A 15,178-nucleotide genomic window follows, 5' to 3' on the forward strand; every position below is an offset into this window, starting at 1 on the left:
ATGTTCTCTTTATGTTCTTATTCGGCATGACTGCGGAAAAGGGCAGAGGTGCGACGCTCAATCAGGCGAGTCGCCGATTCAATCTCGCGGAGCATAGCGTCGACGGGGACTGGCTTGATGCGCTCGATCTTGTAGACGGTCCCGCCCCCAGACGGCGTACCGAAGTGACGGTCGAGCGGCCCCGGACGATTATCAGCCGCAACAAGTCTCCCGACATCGCCTTTAGCCAGTCGATCAATGCTTACCGGGGCTGCGAGCATGGTTGCATTTACTGCTTCGCGCGGCCGACCCATGCCTATCATGACCTGTCACCCGGCATGGATTTCGAAACGCGCCTTTTTGCCAAGCCGGATGCCCCTGCGCTGCTGCGGGCCGAGCTTTCCAGGCAGTCTTATGCCGTGGCCCCGATAGCGATGGGAACGAATACCGATCCCTACCAGCCGATAGAAAAGGATTGGAAGATCACGCGGCAATGTATTGAAATATTGGTAGAAGGCCGCCATCCTCTTTTCATAACGACAAAATCCGACCGGATATTGCGCGACCTTGACCTGCTCGCGCACCTGGCCAGCGACAGGCTGGTCGCCGTGATGATCTCCGTCACCACGCTGGACCCAAAGATCGCGCGAACACTGGAACCACGTGCGCCGCATCCGCTTCGACGCGTCGATGCCATTCGCCAGTTGACGGAAGCCGGCGTGCCCGTCGTCGCGAGCGTTTCGCCCATCATCCCGGCGATCACTGATCATGAGATTGAGGCCATAGTTTCGCGCGTCGCAGCGGCAGGAGCGCGTGACGCCACCTTCATTCCGGTGCGCCTTCCCCATGAAGTGGCGCCGCTTTTCCGGGCCTGGCTGCAGGAACATTATCCCGACCGCGCGGGCAAGGTGATGGCGATCATCAACGACCTGAGGGGTGGCCGCGACAATGATCCTGATTTCGGCACCAGGATGCGGGGACAAGGCGCCTGGGCTGACCTCATCCGAACCCGCTTCATCAAGGCTCGAAAGCGCGCCGGCTTCACAGGCGAGCGGCTGTCGCTGAGGACGGATCTCTTCCGCCCCCCGCAAGGGCCGCAACTTCAGCTGTTCTGAAGCACTACGCTCGTCAGCCGGCCACCAGACGCATTCCCGCGCGTCGATTGCGGGTGCGATAGCCGTCTGCCTTGGGCTCCATCCGTTCGAACGCGTGGATGGAAAGCCCCGGGATCATTGCGATGGCGTCGACCTGGTCCGCACCGATCAGATAATCATCGCCAAGGAAAAGCCGCGCCGCCCTGGCACCTGCTACAGGCGCGCGCAGGAACACCTCGCTCCGTCCGCCCCGGTTGCGCAACAGTAGCTGTGCCAGCGCCTCGACGGCTATGGGATCGCTGGCATCGATAACCAGTTCCATGCGGGACGCACTGGCGAGCTGATGAAATGGCTCGACGCCCCTTACCGTCACGCGCGGCGTTTCCTCTCCCGGCATGCGGTCCAGCTCGACCATCAACAGCGCGCAATCGCCTTGCCGCGCCATTTCCTCAATGGCTTTGCACGCATCCTCGTCGAAGCAGCTTGCCTGGAACTGCCCGCTATTGTCGGAAAAAGTGGCGGAGGCGTAGCGGGCGCCGCGCCGCGTTTCCCGCCAACGGACCTCTTCGACCATCGCCGCCATGACCCCGATGGCTCGCCCCCCTTCGGCGACGGGTTCGGCACAGATGGCGCCATAGCTCTTCGCGCCGCGCGCTTCGGCCAGGTGACGGTAGCGATCGACGGGATGGGCGGAGAAGTAGAATCCGAAGGCGTCCTTTTCCTGCGCCATGCGATCGGCCGTCGACCATGTCTGGTGCGGAGGTATGCGCACGTCCGCATGAGGCGTTTCGACATCGCCGAACAATCCGCCCTGTCCGCTTTCCCGGGCCTCCGCGGCACTGGCGGCCACACTCAATATCGTGTCGGCGGCGGCATGGACGCCAGCGCGATCGGGATGCAGTCCGTCAAAGGCTCCCGCGGCAGCCAGGCTTTCCAGCTGGCGGCGATTGAGCAGACGCGGCTCGATCCGGTCGGCGAAATCATCGAGCGACGTGAACAGGCCGCCCGCGTCCCGTTCGGCGACCAGTTGTTCCATCGCCTTTTCACCCACGCCCTTGAGCCCTCCCAAGGCATAGCGCACCGCAAAGCCCAGGCGCGGATCATTTCCCTCCTGCCCCAGCTGTTCGACGGAAAAGTCCGCGAGGCTGCGATTGATGTCGGGCGGCAGGCAGCTCAATCCCATGCGGCGCATGTCGTCGACAAACACGGTCAGCTTGTCCGTCAGATGGATGTCATAGGCCATCGACGCGGCGTAAAATTCGGCTGGATAATGCGCCTTCAGCCACGCCGTCTGATAGGCGAGCAGGGCGTAGGCGGCGGCGTGCGACTTGTTGAAGCCATAGCCGGCGAACTTGTCGATCAAGTCGAACAACTCATTGGCCTTGGCGGCCGGGATGTCGCTGTTCGCGCAGCCTTCGACAAAACGCGCCCGCTGCGCGTCCATTTCCGCCTTGATCTTCTTGCCCATGGCACGGCGCAGAAGGTCAGCGTCGCCCAGCGAGTAGCCGGCCAATATCTGCGCGGCCTGCATCACCTGTTCCTGATAGACGAAGATGCCATAGGTCTCTTCGAGTATCGGCTTCAGGAGAATATGTGGATATTCAATCTCTTCCTGCCCGTTCTTGCGACGCCCGAACATCGGGATATTGTCCATGGGGCCAGGGCGATAGAGCGACACGAGCGCGATAATGTCGCCGAAGTTGGTCGGACGCACGGCCGCCAGCGTCTTGCGCATGCCTTCCGATTCCAGCTGGAACACGCCGACGGTATCGCCCCTCTGCAACAACTCATAGACGCCCACATCGTCCCAACCGAGGCCATCGAGATCGACCTCAACGCCGCGCGCGGCGAGCAGCTGCACCGCCTTCCGCAGGACCGAGAGCGTCTTGAGGCCCAGAAAGTCGAATTTCACCAGCCCCGCGCCCTCGACATATTTCATGTCGAACTGTGTGACGGGCATGTCCGACCGCGGGTCGCGATAGAGCGGCACCAACTGCGACAGGGGCCTGTCTGCGATCACCACGCCGGCCGCATGGGTGGAACTGTGGCGCGGGAGGCCTTCCAGCTTCATCGCATAATCAATGAGGCGCTTTACCTGCGCGTCATTGTCATATTCCGCCCTGAACTCAGCGACGCCGTTCAGCGATCGCTCCAAAGTCCAGGGGTCGGTCGGATGGTTGGGCACCTGCTTGGCGAGCCTGTCGACCTGGCCATAGCTCATCTGCAAAACGCGGCCGGTATCCTTCAGCACCGCGCGCGCCTTCAGCTTACCGAAGGTGATGATCTGCGCCACATGATCCGCGCCATATTTCTGCTGCACATAGCGGATCACCTCGCCCCGCCGGGTTTCGCAGAAGTCGATGTCGAAGTCCGGCATCGACACGCGCTCGGGATTGAGGAAGCGTTCGAACAGCAGACCCAGCTGCAACGGGTCGAGATCGGTGATCGTCAGCGCCCAGGCGACCAGCGACCCCGCACCCGAACCGCGGCCCGGGCCGACGGGAATATCCTGCGCCTTGGCCCACTGGATGAAATCGGCCACGATCAGGAAGTAGCCGGGAAAGCCCATCTGGACGATAATGTCGGCCTCGAACTTCAGCCGTTCGAAATAGGGCCTGCGGGCGTCCTCGTCCGTAATTCCCAGCTTTTCCAGCCGCGCTTCAAGGCCAGCGGTCGCCTGATCGCGCAGCATGCGCTCCTCGCCCTCGTGGTCGCCGGCAAGGCTGGGAAGGATCGGCTTGCGCTTGGGCGCAGCCACCGCGCAGCGCTGCGCCACCACCAGCGTGTTGGTGAGCGCTTCGGGCAGGTCGTCGAACAGCCGCTGCATCTCGCCGGCAGGCTTCATCCACGCGTGGGGCGAGCTTTTCCTGCGATCGGGCGTCTCAACATAGGCGCTGTCCGCAATGCACAGCATTACGTCGTGGGCCTCATGGAAATGCGGTTCGGTAAAGCAGGTGGGGTTGGTCGCGACCAGCGGCAGATCGCGGCCATAGGCAAGGTCGATCAGCAGGGGCTCGGCCTTTTCCTCAACCGGGTCGAACCTGCGGCATATCTCGACATAGAGCCGCCCGGGAAACAGCCGTTCCAGCTGCCGGGCATAGGCCAGCGCGGCGTCCGGCTGATCTTCCGCGAACAGCCGGGCAAGCGCCCCCTCCGCCCCGGCCGTCAGCGCGATCAGTCCGTCGGTGCGCCCTTCCAGCGCTGCCATGCTGACATGGGGCACTTCTTCGACCGGCCGTTCCAGATGCGCCATGGACACCAACGCGCACAGATTGTCGTATCCGCGCTCATCCTGGGCGTAGAGCGCGACCCAGTCATGGACCGGCGCCGCATTGGCCGGCCGGCCCGGCCGCAACACGCCCACCATCGCGCCGATGATCGGCTGTACGCCGTCGCCCTTGCAAGCATCGGAAAAGGCCATCGATCCGTAAAGCCCGTTACGATCCGTTATCGCGGCGGCAGGAAAACCGAGCGTCCGCGCCTGCTTGGCGATCTTCTTCGGCTCGATCGCACCTTCCAGCATGGTGAAACAGGAAAAGATGCGAAGGGGAACGAAACCGGCGTGGGGCATGACACCGTGATAGGCACCGGCGCCGATTCGGCGCCAGCCCATCCGCGAAAAAACTGTGCATAAGCGTGCGCCCCATCACCTCCCGATCAGGATCAGGGGCAGCAAAGAGTCGGCTGACAGAGACATCGCTGACGCCATGGTGCGGCTTGGCCGTTTCCCTGCCGGCCCCGACAGGTTAATCAATCTCCAACCACTTCCGGGCATGGATGACCGCATGCGTTTGTCGACCATCACCAATTGGGCCTATGGCGGAACCCTGCTCCTCACCATGGCGTCCGGCACGACCATGCTCATGGCATCCAGCGCGGAACAGGCCGAGCGGCAGGCGGTCGAGCAACGTGCGGTCTTTGACCAGGCAACAGAGGCGGTAGAGCAGGATGCCTATCGCCAGACGGAAGAGGCCCGCGCTTTCGCGATCTCCGGCGATCCGACCCATGTTGTCGCTTATCGCCGCGAGAAGGCCTCGTTGCGGACGGTGGAAGAACGCATCGCCCATCTTAGGGACGTGGGCGCAAATCAGGCTGAGCTGGACGCGCTCCGGCAGGCCTTGATATGGGCGGACGCGCTTACCGACGATCACGAAGCCGCGATACGCGCGACGCAGAAGGGGGATAGCGGGGCCGCGAGGGCGATTCTGTTCGGCGACGAATATGGCCGCGAACTGGACCGGATCGCCGCGCAGGTCGGCAAGTTCCAATATATGTTGGACCAGCGGGCGGAAGCGACGGTCGCGCGGGCGACGACGCGGGCACGCGAATGGCGCAGCATGTCGGAAATCATGCTGGGCATGACCGCTCTGTTGTTCCTGTGCGTCCTCTATTTCATCCTAAAACAGAGAATTTTGCGCCCGGTCGTCCGCCTGAGCGATGTCGTCACGCGATTGGCGGCGCAGGATTTCGCAGCGGTTCCGCCCGACTTTCAGCATGTCGATGAAATCGGAGACATGGCGCAAGCGATCCGGATCTTTCGCGAAAACGGACTGGAGCGCCAGCGGCTGGAGCAGGAGCGGGACGCCGATCGCCTGATGCGGGACCTGCTCTCCCGCATGACGCAGCGGCTGCAGGGATGCGACAGCATCACCGACCTCGTTGAGGTCGTCAGGCGGTTCGCCCCGGAAATCGCGCCGAATTTTCCGGGCAGGCTTTATATTCTGGACGCCCGCCGCAACGGCATGCGCCAGGCGTGCGAGTGGTTGTCGCCCTCCGGGTCGGTTTCGGAATTCCCCCCTTCCTCGTGCTGGGCCTTGCGGCGCGGCCAGACTCATCGCCCGGCAGGCGCGATGGTCGATATCCCGTGCGAGCATCTGGCCGGCAAGACGCTGCTTCCGACCATTTGCGTTCCGCTTACGGCGCAAGGGGAAAGTATCGGGCTGCTATATTTTGAAGAACCGCAGAGCATGCCGGCCGAAGCTATCGTCCGCATCGAGATATATCTCGAAATGCTGGCTGAAAATATCGGCCTGGCCCTCGCCAATCTTCGCCTGCGCGATGCGCTGCGTGAAATGGCGATGGCTGATGCGCTGACCGGGCTGGCCAATCGGCGCCGCTTCGACGCCGCCATAGAGGAGGAGATCGCCTCGTGCGAACGCGCCCGATCTCCGCTGGCCTGCCTCATGATCGACATCGATCATTTCAAGCGCTTCAACGATGCCCATGGGCATGACGCCGGGGACGCCGTGCTGAGAGCTGTGGGTTCAGTCCTCAACGATTCATTGCGGGAGGACGGCTGCGCCTTTCGTCTGGGCGGCGAGGAATTCGTGCTGTTGATGCCCGGCTTCACGCTGGATCAGGCCCTGGCGCGGGCGGTGCAGATACAGGAGCGCATCCGGCAATTGCGCGTCGAACATCATCACCGCGAATTGGGACCCGTCACCGCGTCTTTCGGGCTTGCGGCCTTCCCGGACCATGGCGAGGCCAAGGTGCTGGTGCAGACCGCGGATGCGGCCTTGTTACGCGCCAAGGCTCAGGGGCGTGACCAGATCGTCGTCGCGACGGCTCGCCAGGGCACGTCAGCCGTGGCCTGACGATTCCTCCAGCAACCCTTCGTGAAGCCTGACCACGCGGTCCATCTTGAGCGCCAGCCGTTCATTGTGGGTGGCGATCAGCGCGGCCGATCCTTCCTCGCGCACCAGGCGAAGAAATTCGGCAAGCACGACATCGGCGGTCCGCTCATCCAGATTGCCGGTCGGCTCGTCGGCCAGGACCAGCGCGGGCCGGTTCGCGAGGGCACGCGCAACGGCGACCCGCTGCTGCTCGCCGCCCGACAGCTGGCTCGGCCTATGGTCCATGCGATGACCCAGGCCAAGCGACCCCAGCAGCGATTCCGCCCGTGCCCTTGCCGACGTCATGTCCCGGTCGCGAATGACCTGCGGCAGGATGACATTTTCAGCCGCATTGAAATCCGGCAACAGGTGGTGAAACTGATAGACGAAGCCCAGAGCATCGCGACGCAGGCGGGTGCGTCCATCATTGTCGAGCCGCGCCGCTTCCTCGCCGTCGATCATGATCGATCCGTCGAATCCCCCCTCCAGCAGGCCGACTGCCTGTAGCAGCGTCGACTTGCCCGACCCCGATGGGCCCAGCAACGCGACGATTTCCCCCCGCCCGACCACCAGGTCGACGCCGCGCAGCACGTCGATGGTGACGCCGCCTTGGGTGAAGCTGCGCGTGAGGCCGGTGACCTTCAATATTTCATTCATAGCGCAGCACCTGGACAGGATCGGTATTGGCAGCCTTGAACGCCGGGTAGAGCGTCGCCAGAAAGCTGAATATCAACGCCATCAGGCAGATGATCGTGATCTCGACGGGGTCCGGTTTCGCCGGAAGCTCGGTCAGGAAGCGGATCGAGGGGTCCCACAAATTCTGCCCGGTGAGAAACTGGATGGCGTTCACTACGCTCTGGCGGAAAAAGAGGAAGGTGAAACCCAGCACCATGCCCGCCGCCATCCCCAGCGACCCGATGGTGACGCCGACGGTCATGAAAATCTTGACCAGGCCGCCGCGACTGGCGCCCATGGTCCGCAGAATGGCAATATCGCGGGTCTTCGCGCGAACCAGCATGATGAGCGAGGAAAGGATGTTGAACACGGCAACGAGCACGATGATCGACAGGACCACGAACATGGCAACGCGCTCCACCGCCAGCGCCTCGAACAGGGATGCGTTCATCTGCCGCCAGTCCGTCACCACGGCGCGCCCGGCCACCTTGGCGGCGAGCGGCTGGAGAATGGCCCCTACCCGGTCGGCATCGACGGTCTGCACCTCGATCATTCCGACCACGTCGCTCAGCAGCAACAGCGTCTGCGCGTCCTCCATCGGCATGACCACGAACGCCTTGTCATAGTCATACACTCCCACCTCGAAGATCGCGGCGACCTGGTAAGCCACCTGGCGAGGGACGGTGCCAAAGGGCGTCGATCGACCGGCGGGGTTGATGATCGTGATCGTGTCACCCAGCTGAATGCCCAGATTTTCCGCCAGACGCGATCCGATCGCGACCTTTCCGGAATTGGGGCTGAGGTCATTGAGACTGCCCGCGACGACCTTGGCCTTCAGCGTCGCATTGTTGCGAATATCCTTCACCGCCATGCCGCGCACCAGCACGGCTTCCACGCGCCCCTGAAAGCTTCCCAGCAGCGGCTGTTCAATCAGGGGGGTCGCGCTGGTCACGCCCGGCGTCGCCTTCGCCTCCTTCAGCACCGCTTTCCAGTCGGGCAGGCGGCCGCCATAGCCCTGCACCACGGCATGACCGTTCAGCCCGACGATCTTTTCGAACAGCTCCGCCCGGAAGCCGTTCATGACGCTCATGACGATGATGAGCGCGGCGACACCCAGCATGACCGCCGCCAGGCTGATGCCGGCGACAAGGAAGATGAAGCCCTCGCCTTTGCCAGGCAGCAGATAGCGCTTCGCAATCATGCGTTCATAGCGGTTGAGGATCATGACGGCGCGAACGGCCTTTCACGGAAGGACAGATATGGCCTGCCGGTCTAGCAGGCTGTGAGACAACGGCAAGGGCCGCCTATTGTTGCAGCCCAGCCACAGGGGCGAAGGGAAAATCAACACCACCGGAAATAGCCCGTGACAGCGGGCTGTCGGCACCATAGCAAAGCGACTGAAGCACAGGTTAATGGCCGTGGTTCAGGGATACTGCATCCCGCTTTGAGCTTAGGGGGCTAAGAAGCGGTTGAGGCAGACCAAGGGGGAGACGAGCAATCGTCCATTAGTGCCCGGATCGTGACGTCACGGTCCGGGCACTTTTCCTTCGTGGCACGACAACTCTGGCCACTTGAAACCGGACTTCACCGAACCATATCAAAGCCGCTCAGCCGCCTGATGGGACTGGGCGTTGTATCGTCGGACGCCGGTTTCGGGTTCGACATGTTCATTCTGCTCTGATGGAGATTATGACAATGCGTGGCTTTGACCTTACCCCCTATCGCCGCTCGACGGTTGGTTTCGATCGTCTGTTCGACCTGATCGAAAATAACAACCGGCTGCAACAGGGCGACAATTACCCACCCTTCAACATCGAACGCCTGTCCGAGGACCGCTATCGGGTAACCTTGGCCGTGGCGGGCTTCCGCTCGGACGAGATCGACATCACCGCGCAGCAGAACCTGCTCCAGGTGATCGGTCGCAAGGATGACTCGGCGGCTGCGGACCGTTCGAAGTTCCTGCATGTGGGCATTGCCAACCGCAGCTTTGAACGGCGGTTCGAACTGGCGGACTTCGTGCGCGTCGAAAAGGCCGATCTTGCGGACGGCCTGCTGACGATCGAACTGGTCCGCGAGGTTCCCGAAGCGATGAAGCCCAAGAAGATCGCCATCAACGGTGGTCAGCTCGTCGACATCGGCAAGGATCGCGATGCCGCCTGATCCGGCTTCTCGTTGATGTCCTGACATGGGGCGCGGTCGTGATGGCCGCGCCCTTTTCGCTGACTAGATCTCGACCTGACTGCCCAGCTCGACAACGCGGTTCGTCGGCAGGCGGAAAAATTCCATCGCGCTTTCCGCATTGCGCAGCATCCAGGCGAAGATTTTCTCCCGCCACAGCGGCATGCCTGGCTTCGCCGAGGGCAGCAGGGTCTGACGGGCGAGGAAAAAGCTCGTGTCCATCATGCGGAAGGCCTGGCCGCAGTCGGTGATGTTCTTAAGGGCGGCGGGCACGTCAGGCTCCTGCATGAAGCCATATTGCAGCACCAGCCGGAAGAAGCCCAGGCCCAGATCCTCCAGCTTGCACCGGCCGTCATCATCGACCACGGGCACGTCCTTAATTTTCACCGTCAATAGAATGACTCGTTCATGCAATACCTTGTTGTGCTTCAGATTGTGCAACAGCGCATGAGGAACGCCATCCGGGGTAGACGTCATGAACACTGCGGTGCCGGGCACCCGTACAGCGCTGTTTGCGGCAGAAGCGACGAACACCGGAATCGGCATGGCCGCCTCGCGCAGTCGATCCTGCACCAGACGCCGGCCCCGTGACCAGGTCGTGAGCAACGTGAAGACGACAAAGCCGATCAGCAGCGGGAACCATCCGCCATCGGGCACTTTTGTGAAATTCGCCGCCAGATAGGCGCCATCGACCAGGAAGAAGACGGCGAGCAGCGGCGCGGAATAATACCAGCGCCATTTCCAGAGACGATACAGCAGCACCGTAAGAAGCAGGTTGTCGATGAACATCGCGCCCGTCACCGCGATTCCGTAGGCGGCCGTCAGGTTCGACGAAGTCTGGAATACCAGCACCAGCAGGATCACCATGATCATCAGCCCCCAGTTGATGAGGGGGATATAGATCTGTCCGGCGGTCGAGGCACTGGTATGGGCGATCCGCAGGCGCGGCATGAAACCCAGCTGGATCGCCTGCTGGGTCACCGAAAATGCGCCTGAAATGACGGCTTGGCTGGCGATGATCGCGGCCAGCGTGGCAAGGCCGATCAGCGGCAATTGAGCCCATTGTGGCGCCAGATGGTAGAAGGGGCTGTGCAGCGCCGCCGTGCCTTCCCGGAACAGCAAGGCGCCCTGTCCCATATAGTTCAGCATCAGCGCCGGCAGCACGAAGATGAGCCAGGACACCCGGATCGGGTTCCGGCCGAAATGCCCCATGTCCGCATACAGCGCCTCGGCGCCGGTCACCGCCAGCACGACCGCGCCAAGCGCGAGGAAGGCTGGCAGAGGGTCTGTCAGGAAAAACATGACCGCCCAATAGGGATTGAGCGCAAAGAGAATACCGGGCGTCTTTATGATGCTGAGTATGCCCAGCCCGGCGATGGTCGCGAAATAGATCAGCATGATCGGCCCGAAGAGGGACGCGACGCGGTTGGTACCAAGTCCCTGTATCCAGAACAGGCCGACCAGAATGATGACCGCGGCGGGAAGGATCGCCGGGGCCAGGGCGGAATTATAGACCGCAAGGCCTTCGACCGCTGACAACACCGAAACGGCGGGCGTGATCATGGAGTCGCCGTAAAAGAGGGAGGTCGCGAACACGCCCAGCAATATGATGCCGCGCGACCACCGCTGCGTGCGGGTCTGTCCGTTGATCAGCGCCAGCAGCGCCAGGCTGCCGCCTTCGCCCTTATTGTCGGCACGCATGATGATGGTGACATATTTGAGCGTCACAACCAGCATCATCGACCAGAACATCAGGCTGATCACGCCCAATATATGGTCCGGGTCCAGCGCCAGGTGATGATGCCCGGCGAATGTTTCACGGAATGCGTAGAGCGGGCTGGTGCCGATGTCGCCAAAGACGATGCCAATCGCGCCGACGACCAGCTTGACGGTCGCCTTCTGCCCAGCGTGGCCATGACCTTCTGCCTCGTCAGCCTTGTGCACGATGTCGCTCACCGTAGAGTCAGCCATGGATTAAACGCCGAATGGTCATGATCGTGCGACACTCGCGTCAGGGCGATACCAAGTTTTATTCCCCGGCCTGCCCGAAAAGACGCCGCGCCCTATCATGGCTGCCAGGCCAGCGCAACGACGCCGCGAGCCAGCATCATAGGCCTGGCTGGTTCGCGGAGGACAGCATCGCATCGATACGCGCGATATTGAGTTCCAGTTCCGCCTTCACCTTCGATCCCGAAGGCGCGCTTGCGGCCAGCGGAGCCCACAGATCGCGGGCTGCCTGTAACTGTCCCGCGCGTGCGAGCGACAGTCCATAGAAATAGCGCGGCGCCGGCGCATCGGGATCAATCGCCATGGCCCGACGATAGGCGAAATCGGCGGCCGGCGGGACCACGCCTCCTGCATGCGCGACCAGCGCGTTGCCCAGGCCCAGCCATAGATTGGGATCGTTGGGTTCCTCGCGCAGGCCAGACAGCAGCACATTGGCCGCTTCCTTCGTCTTGCCCTGGCGCCCAAGTCCGTCCGACAGCATCAGCCACTGCCCCGCCTTGCCATAGCGCTCGGCCATCCCCCGCCGCTGCTCCGCCAGCGCTTCATCAAAGCCGGCGCCGCCCGCTCGATCGGCGCGGCGCGGCGCGCCGGCTAGGCCGGGATGGCCTTGCCAGGCATATCCGGCCAGCCCCAGCAGGAATGCAGCCCCTGTGATTTCCCACGCGGCTCTGGGAATACGCCCGACAAAAACAAGCGCCAACATCAGCGGCACGGCCAGGCCGAATGCGATGACCCAGCCCATCACGGCTTGCCCCTCTTTCTTATCCGGCCACGCAGGACGAACAGGCCCAGCGCGACCAGGAATATCGGTGCGGCCCACAGCGGCCAGACGATGGGGTCCCCGGTTGGTTCATAGCTCACCCAGTCACCGTAGCGCTCAACCAGCCAGGCGCGGATATGCTCCGGCTGTTCACCGGCCATGATCCGTTCCCTGATCTGCGAGCGCATGTCGCCGGCGAGGCTGGCATTGCTGTCGGCGATCGACTGGCTCTGGCAAGTGAGGCAGCGGATTGTTTCCATTAGCGCCTTCGCCTTGTGCTCCAGCGCGGGATCGCTGATCTGCCTATCGGCGTAAGGCGCGGGCGGCAGCGCGGACTGCGCGAGCAGCGGCGCGCTCAGAAGTAATGAAAAAAGGACGATGAGGGTCCTCATTGTGCGTCTTTCAGGCGATCGAGGATCATGGGGATGTCATCGGTCCGGATGTCACCGACATGCTGATAGGCGATCCTGCCTCGGCTATCGATGATGAAGCTTTCCGGCACGCCTGACGAGCCGATCGCGATCTGCACGCTGCTGCGCGCATCCAGCCCGATGCGGGCGTAGGGATTGCCATGCCGCTTCAGGAACGCGTCGACGTCCGGCCGGGCGTCGCGGATCGCGATCCCGTCGATCTCGACCCCCGCGTTGCGGAGCGCCGTCAATTGCGGAGCTTCCGCCGCGCAGGGCAGGCACCAGCTCGCGAAGATATTGAGCAGGCGCGGTCGCCCTGTCGCCAGCTGCGCGCTGGAAAGCGCGGGCCGGTCACTTGCGGCCGCCGGCAAAGTGAAGGCAGGAACCGGCTTTCCGACCAGTTTGGACGTGATGATCCGGTCGTCGGGCTTCAGCAGGCCACTCGCGAACAAGGCGAGGAAAGCCAGGAAAAGCGCCAGCGGCAGCCAGATGAGCAACCTCTTCATGCAATCGCGGCCCTGGCCCGCCATTTCATAAGCCAGCCCCGCCGTTCCCGACCAAGCAGCGCAAGAGCACCACCCAGGGCGATCAGTGCGCCGCCGAACCATATCAGCGTGACGAATGGCTTCCACCACACGCGCAACTGCCAGCGTCCCTCATCGGCTTCCTGCCCAAGGACAACATATAATTGCCCGTTCCAGCGCGTCAGAAGCGCCGCCTCCGTCGTCGTGGTCGGCGGCGCGGCAAAGAATCGGGATTGCGGATGCAACATGACCGGCTCTCCGCCATTCCGGCTGGCTTCCATGTCGGCCTGAAGCGCTGTCCAGTTATCGCCTGCAAGCGGCGAAATCTGCGCAAAGCGCAGTTTCCAGCCTGCCGTCTCCACAACGTCGCCGGGGCGGACCGCCGCCAATTTTTCTACCGTGAAGGCGGAATCGCACGCCATCCCCGCCAGACTGACCGCGCAGCCCAGATGGGCGATCACCATGCCCCAGGTAAACAGCGGGGTCCGGCGGAGACTGCGCTTCCACAATGGCGCCACGCTGCCCGCTGCGGCCGCGAAGGCTAGCACGAGCCCCAGGAAAGGCAGCACACCGATCCGACCCCAGGCGAGCGAGGCAAGCGCCGCGATCGCCAGAAGCGCGATCACGGTCGGCACCAGCATTCTTCGCGAAACCTCCCGCATCCGGTCACGGCGCCATCGCGTGAGCGGCCCTGCAACCATGACCATCATCAATAGCAGTGCAATAGGTCCGGCGATCCGGTCGAAATAGGGAGCGCCTACCGACACCTTGTGGCCGAACGCTTCCGTCATCAACGGATAGAGTGTGCCGATCAGGACCAGGCCCAGGATCACCGACAGCAGCAGATTGTTGACGACCAGCATCGTCTCGCGGCTGACCAGTTCGAAAGGTTCGCCTTCACGGACCGCCCCGACACGCCAGCCAAATAGCGCGAGCGCGCCACCGATATAAATGCCAAGGAGGACCAGAATGAACGTCCCCCGCTCAGGATCGACCGCAAAGGCGTGGACGCTGGTCAGGATTCCGGACCGGACAAGGAAGGTGCCGACCATCGACATGGAAAAGGCGATGACGGCCAGCATTACCGTCCAGGCGCGCAGCGCGTCCCGGGTGGCGAGCACGGTCACGCTGTGCAGCAAGGCCGTCGCGGCCAGCCAGGGCATAAGCGAAGCGTTTTCGACCGGGTCCCAGAACCACCAACCACCCCAGCCCAGCTCATAATAGGCCCAGTAGCTGCCCGCCGTGATCCCGAGCGTGAGAAGGATCCAGGCACCCAGCACCCATGGCCGCATGGCCCGCGCGAAGGCCGCGTCGACCTGGCGCGTCAGCAGCGCGCCCACGGCGAAGGAAAAGGCGACCGACAGGCCGACATAGCCCAGATAAAGTGTAGGCGGATGGAAGGCCAGGCCAGGATCCTGAAGCAGGGGATTGAGCCCCTGCCCGTCCGCCGCCGGAGGATCGAGGCGGGCGAAAGGGTTGGAAGCGAACAGCAGAAAGGCATAGAAGCCCAGGCTGATCGCTGCTTGCCCCCCCAGCGTTGCCATATGCGTGTCTCGCCGCAATGCGCGTTCGAACAACGCGACCGCGCTCCCCGCGACACCCATCACCGTCACCCACAGCAGCATCGACCCTTCATGGTTGCCCCAGGTGCCGGCGAATTTGTAGAGCCAGGGCTTCATCGAATGACTGTTGGTGGCGACCAGCAGCACGGACATGTCAGATCGCAGGAACAGGAAGATAAGCAGCAGGAAGGCGAGCCCAGTCAAAAAGCCTTGCGCCACCGCCACGGGCCTTACGGCGCCAAGCAGCTCCTCCTTCTTCCCTGCAAGGCCGGCCGCGACGAGCGCCAGTTGCAGCAGGGCCAGTGCAGCCGCCAGCCAAAGCGCGGAGAGGCCCGCTTCCGCTATCATCGGCCGGTGTCCGAATGTGGAGCCGATCG

11 protein-coding genes are annotated in these 15,178 nt (G+C 63.0%); 3 read left to right on the plus strand and 8 right to left on the minus strand.

From position 1 onward, the window contains the following. Positions 1-26 precede the first annotated feature (26 nt). On the plus strand, positions 27-1,094 hold the full coding sequence (locus AAC640_RS12530) for a PA0069 family radical SAM protein (RefSeq protein ID WP_340266755.1): 1,068 nt from the start codon (positions 27-29) through the stop codon (positions 1,092-1,094). 13 nt (positions 1,095-1,107) lie between these two features. On the opposite strand, the gene dnaE is transcribed toward AAC640_RS12530, so the two are convergent. After that, positions 1,108-4,644 (minus strand): DNA polymerase III subunit alpha, encoded by a 3,537-nt coding sequence (gene dnaE, locus AAC640_RS12535; protein WP_340266808.1) that lies wholly within the window; start codon positions 4,642-4,644, stop codon positions 1,108-1,110. Between the two features lie 214 nt (positions 4,645-4,858). On the opposite strand from dnaE, the gene AAC640_RS12540 reads away from it, so the two are divergent. Further along, positions 4,859-6,667: a diguanylate cyclase gene (locus AAC640_RS12540; protein ID WP_340266757.1), complete on the plus strand. Its 1,809-nt coding sequence runs from the start codon at positions 4,859-4,861 to the stop codon at positions 6,665-6,667. On the opposite strand, the gene AAC640_RS12545 is transcribed toward AAC640_RS12540, so the two are convergent. Both AAC640_RS12545 and AAC640_RS12550 read right to left on the minus strand, forming a co-directional pair. Next, positions 6,653-7,342 (minus strand): ABC transporter ATP-binding protein, encoded by a 690-nt coding sequence (locus AAC640_RS12545; RefSeq protein WP_340266759.1) that lies wholly within the window; start codon positions 7,340-7,342, stop codon positions 6,653-6,655. The two genes, AAC640_RS12540 and AAC640_RS12545, sit on opposite strands and share 15 nt — an antisense overlap. Next, the gene (locus AAC640_RS12550; RefSeq protein WP_340266761.1) at positions 7,335-8,585 is read right to left on the minus strand and encodes a lipoprotein-releasing ABC transporter permease subunit; all 1,251 of its coding nucleotides are present in this window, start codon (positions 8,583-8,585) and stop codon (positions 7,335-7,337) included. Before AAC640_RS12550 ends, AAC640_RS12545 begins: the two co-directional genes overlap by 8 nt. 470 nt (positions 8,586-9,055) lie before the next feature. Here AAC640_RS12550 and AAC640_RS12555 point away from each other — a divergent pair, with 470 nt between their 5' ends. Beyond that, positions 9,056-9,520: an Hsp20 family protein gene (locus AAC640_RS12555; RefSeq protein ID WP_340266763.1), complete on the plus strand. Its 465-nt coding sequence runs from the start codon at positions 9,056-9,058 to the stop codon at positions 9,518-9,520. A gap of 63 nt (positions 9,521-9,583) precedes the next feature. Here AAC640_RS12555 and AAC640_RS12560 read toward each other — a convergent pair whose 3' ends face one another. From AAC640_RS12560 to AAC640_RS12580, 5 genes are all read right to left on the minus strand, one after another. Beyond that, the gene (locus tag AAC640_RS12560; RefSeq protein WP_340266765.1) at positions 9,584-11,509 is read right to left on the minus strand and encodes a potassium transporter Kup; all 1,926 of its coding nucleotides are present in this window, start codon (positions 11,507-11,509) and stop codon (positions 9,584-9,586) included. Between the two features lie 136 nt (positions 11,510-11,645). Next, a complete protein-coding gene (locus AAC640_RS12565) occupies positions 11,646-12,290 on the minus strand; it encodes a tetratricopeptide repeat protein (RefSeq protein ID WP_340266767.1) in 645 nt (214 codons plus the stop codon). Next, positions 12,287-12,697: a cytochrome c-type biogenesis protein gene (locus tag AAC640_RS12570; protein ID WP_340266768.1), complete on the minus strand. Its 411-nt coding sequence runs from the start codon at positions 12,695-12,697 to the stop codon at positions 12,287-12,289. The genes AAC640_RS12565 and AAC640_RS12570 overlap by 4 nt, the downstream gene beginning before the upstream one ends. Next, positions 12,694-13,221 carry a DsbE family thiol:disulfide interchange protein gene (locus tag AAC640_RS12575; RefSeq protein ID WP_340266770.1) on the minus strand — a complete coding sequence of 176 codons (528 nt, stop codon included), beginning with the start codon at positions 13,219-13,221 and terminating at the stop codon, positions 12,694-12,696. The genes AAC640_RS12570 and AAC640_RS12575 overlap by 4 nt, the downstream gene beginning before the upstream one ends. After that, a complete protein-coding gene (locus AAC640_RS12580; protein ID WP_340266772.1) occupies positions 13,218-15,149 on the minus strand; it encodes a heme lyase CcmF/NrfE family subunit in 1,932 nt (643 codons plus the stop codon). Before AAC640_RS12580 ends, AAC640_RS12575 begins: the two co-directional genes overlap by 4 nt. Positions 15,150-15,178 lie beyond the last annotated feature (29 nt).

Source organism: Sphingobium mellinum (assembly GCF_037860795.1).
In the GTDB taxonomy this organism is placed as follows: Bacteria; Pseudomonadota; Alphaproteobacteria; order Sphingomonadales; family Sphingomonadaceae; genus Sphingobium; species Sphingobium mellinum.

Excerpts from the sequence above, each read along its gene's own strand:
- AAC640_RS12530 (WP_340266755.1), top strand. The coding sequence starts at position 27 with ATGACTGCGGAAAAGGGCAGAGGTGCGACGCTCAATCAGGCGAGTCGC.
- dnaE (WP_340266808.1), bottom strand. The coding sequence starts at position 4,644 with ATGCCCCACGCCGGTTTCGTTCCCCTTCGCATCTTTTCCTGTTTCACC.
- AAC640_RS12540 (WP_340266757.1), top strand. The coding sequence starts at position 4,859 with ATGCGTTTGTCGACCATCACCAATTGGGCCTATGGCGGAACCCTGCTC.
- AAC640_RS12545 (WP_340266759.1), bottom strand. The coding sequence starts at position 7,342 with ATGAATGAAATATTGAAGGTCACCGGCCTCACGCGCAGCTTCACCCAA.
- AAC640_RS12550 (WP_340266761.1), bottom strand. The coding sequence starts at position 8,585 with ATGATCCTCAACCGCTATGAACGCATGATTGCGAAGCGCTATCTGCTG.
- AAC640_RS12555 (WP_340266763.1), top strand. The coding sequence starts at position 9,056 with ATGCGTGGCTTTGACCTTACCCCCTATCGCCGCTCGACGGTTGGTTTC.
- AAC640_RS12560 (WP_340266765.1), bottom strand. The coding sequence starts at position 11,509 with ATGGCTGACTCTACGGTGAGCGACATCGTGCACAAGGCTGACGAGGCA.
- AAC640_RS12570 (WP_340266768.1), bottom strand. The coding sequence starts at position 12,697 with ATGAGGACCCTCATCGTCCTTTTTTCATTACTTCTGAGCGCGCCGCTG.
- AAC640_RS12575 (WP_340266770.1), bottom strand. The coding sequence starts at position 13,221 with ATGAAGAGGTTGCTCATCTGGCTGCCGCTGGCGCTTTTCCTGGCTTTC.
- AAC640_RS12580 (WP_340266772.1), bottom strand. The coding sequence starts at position 15,149 with ATGATAGCGGAAGCGGGCCTCTCCGCGCTTTGGCTGGCGGCTGCACTG.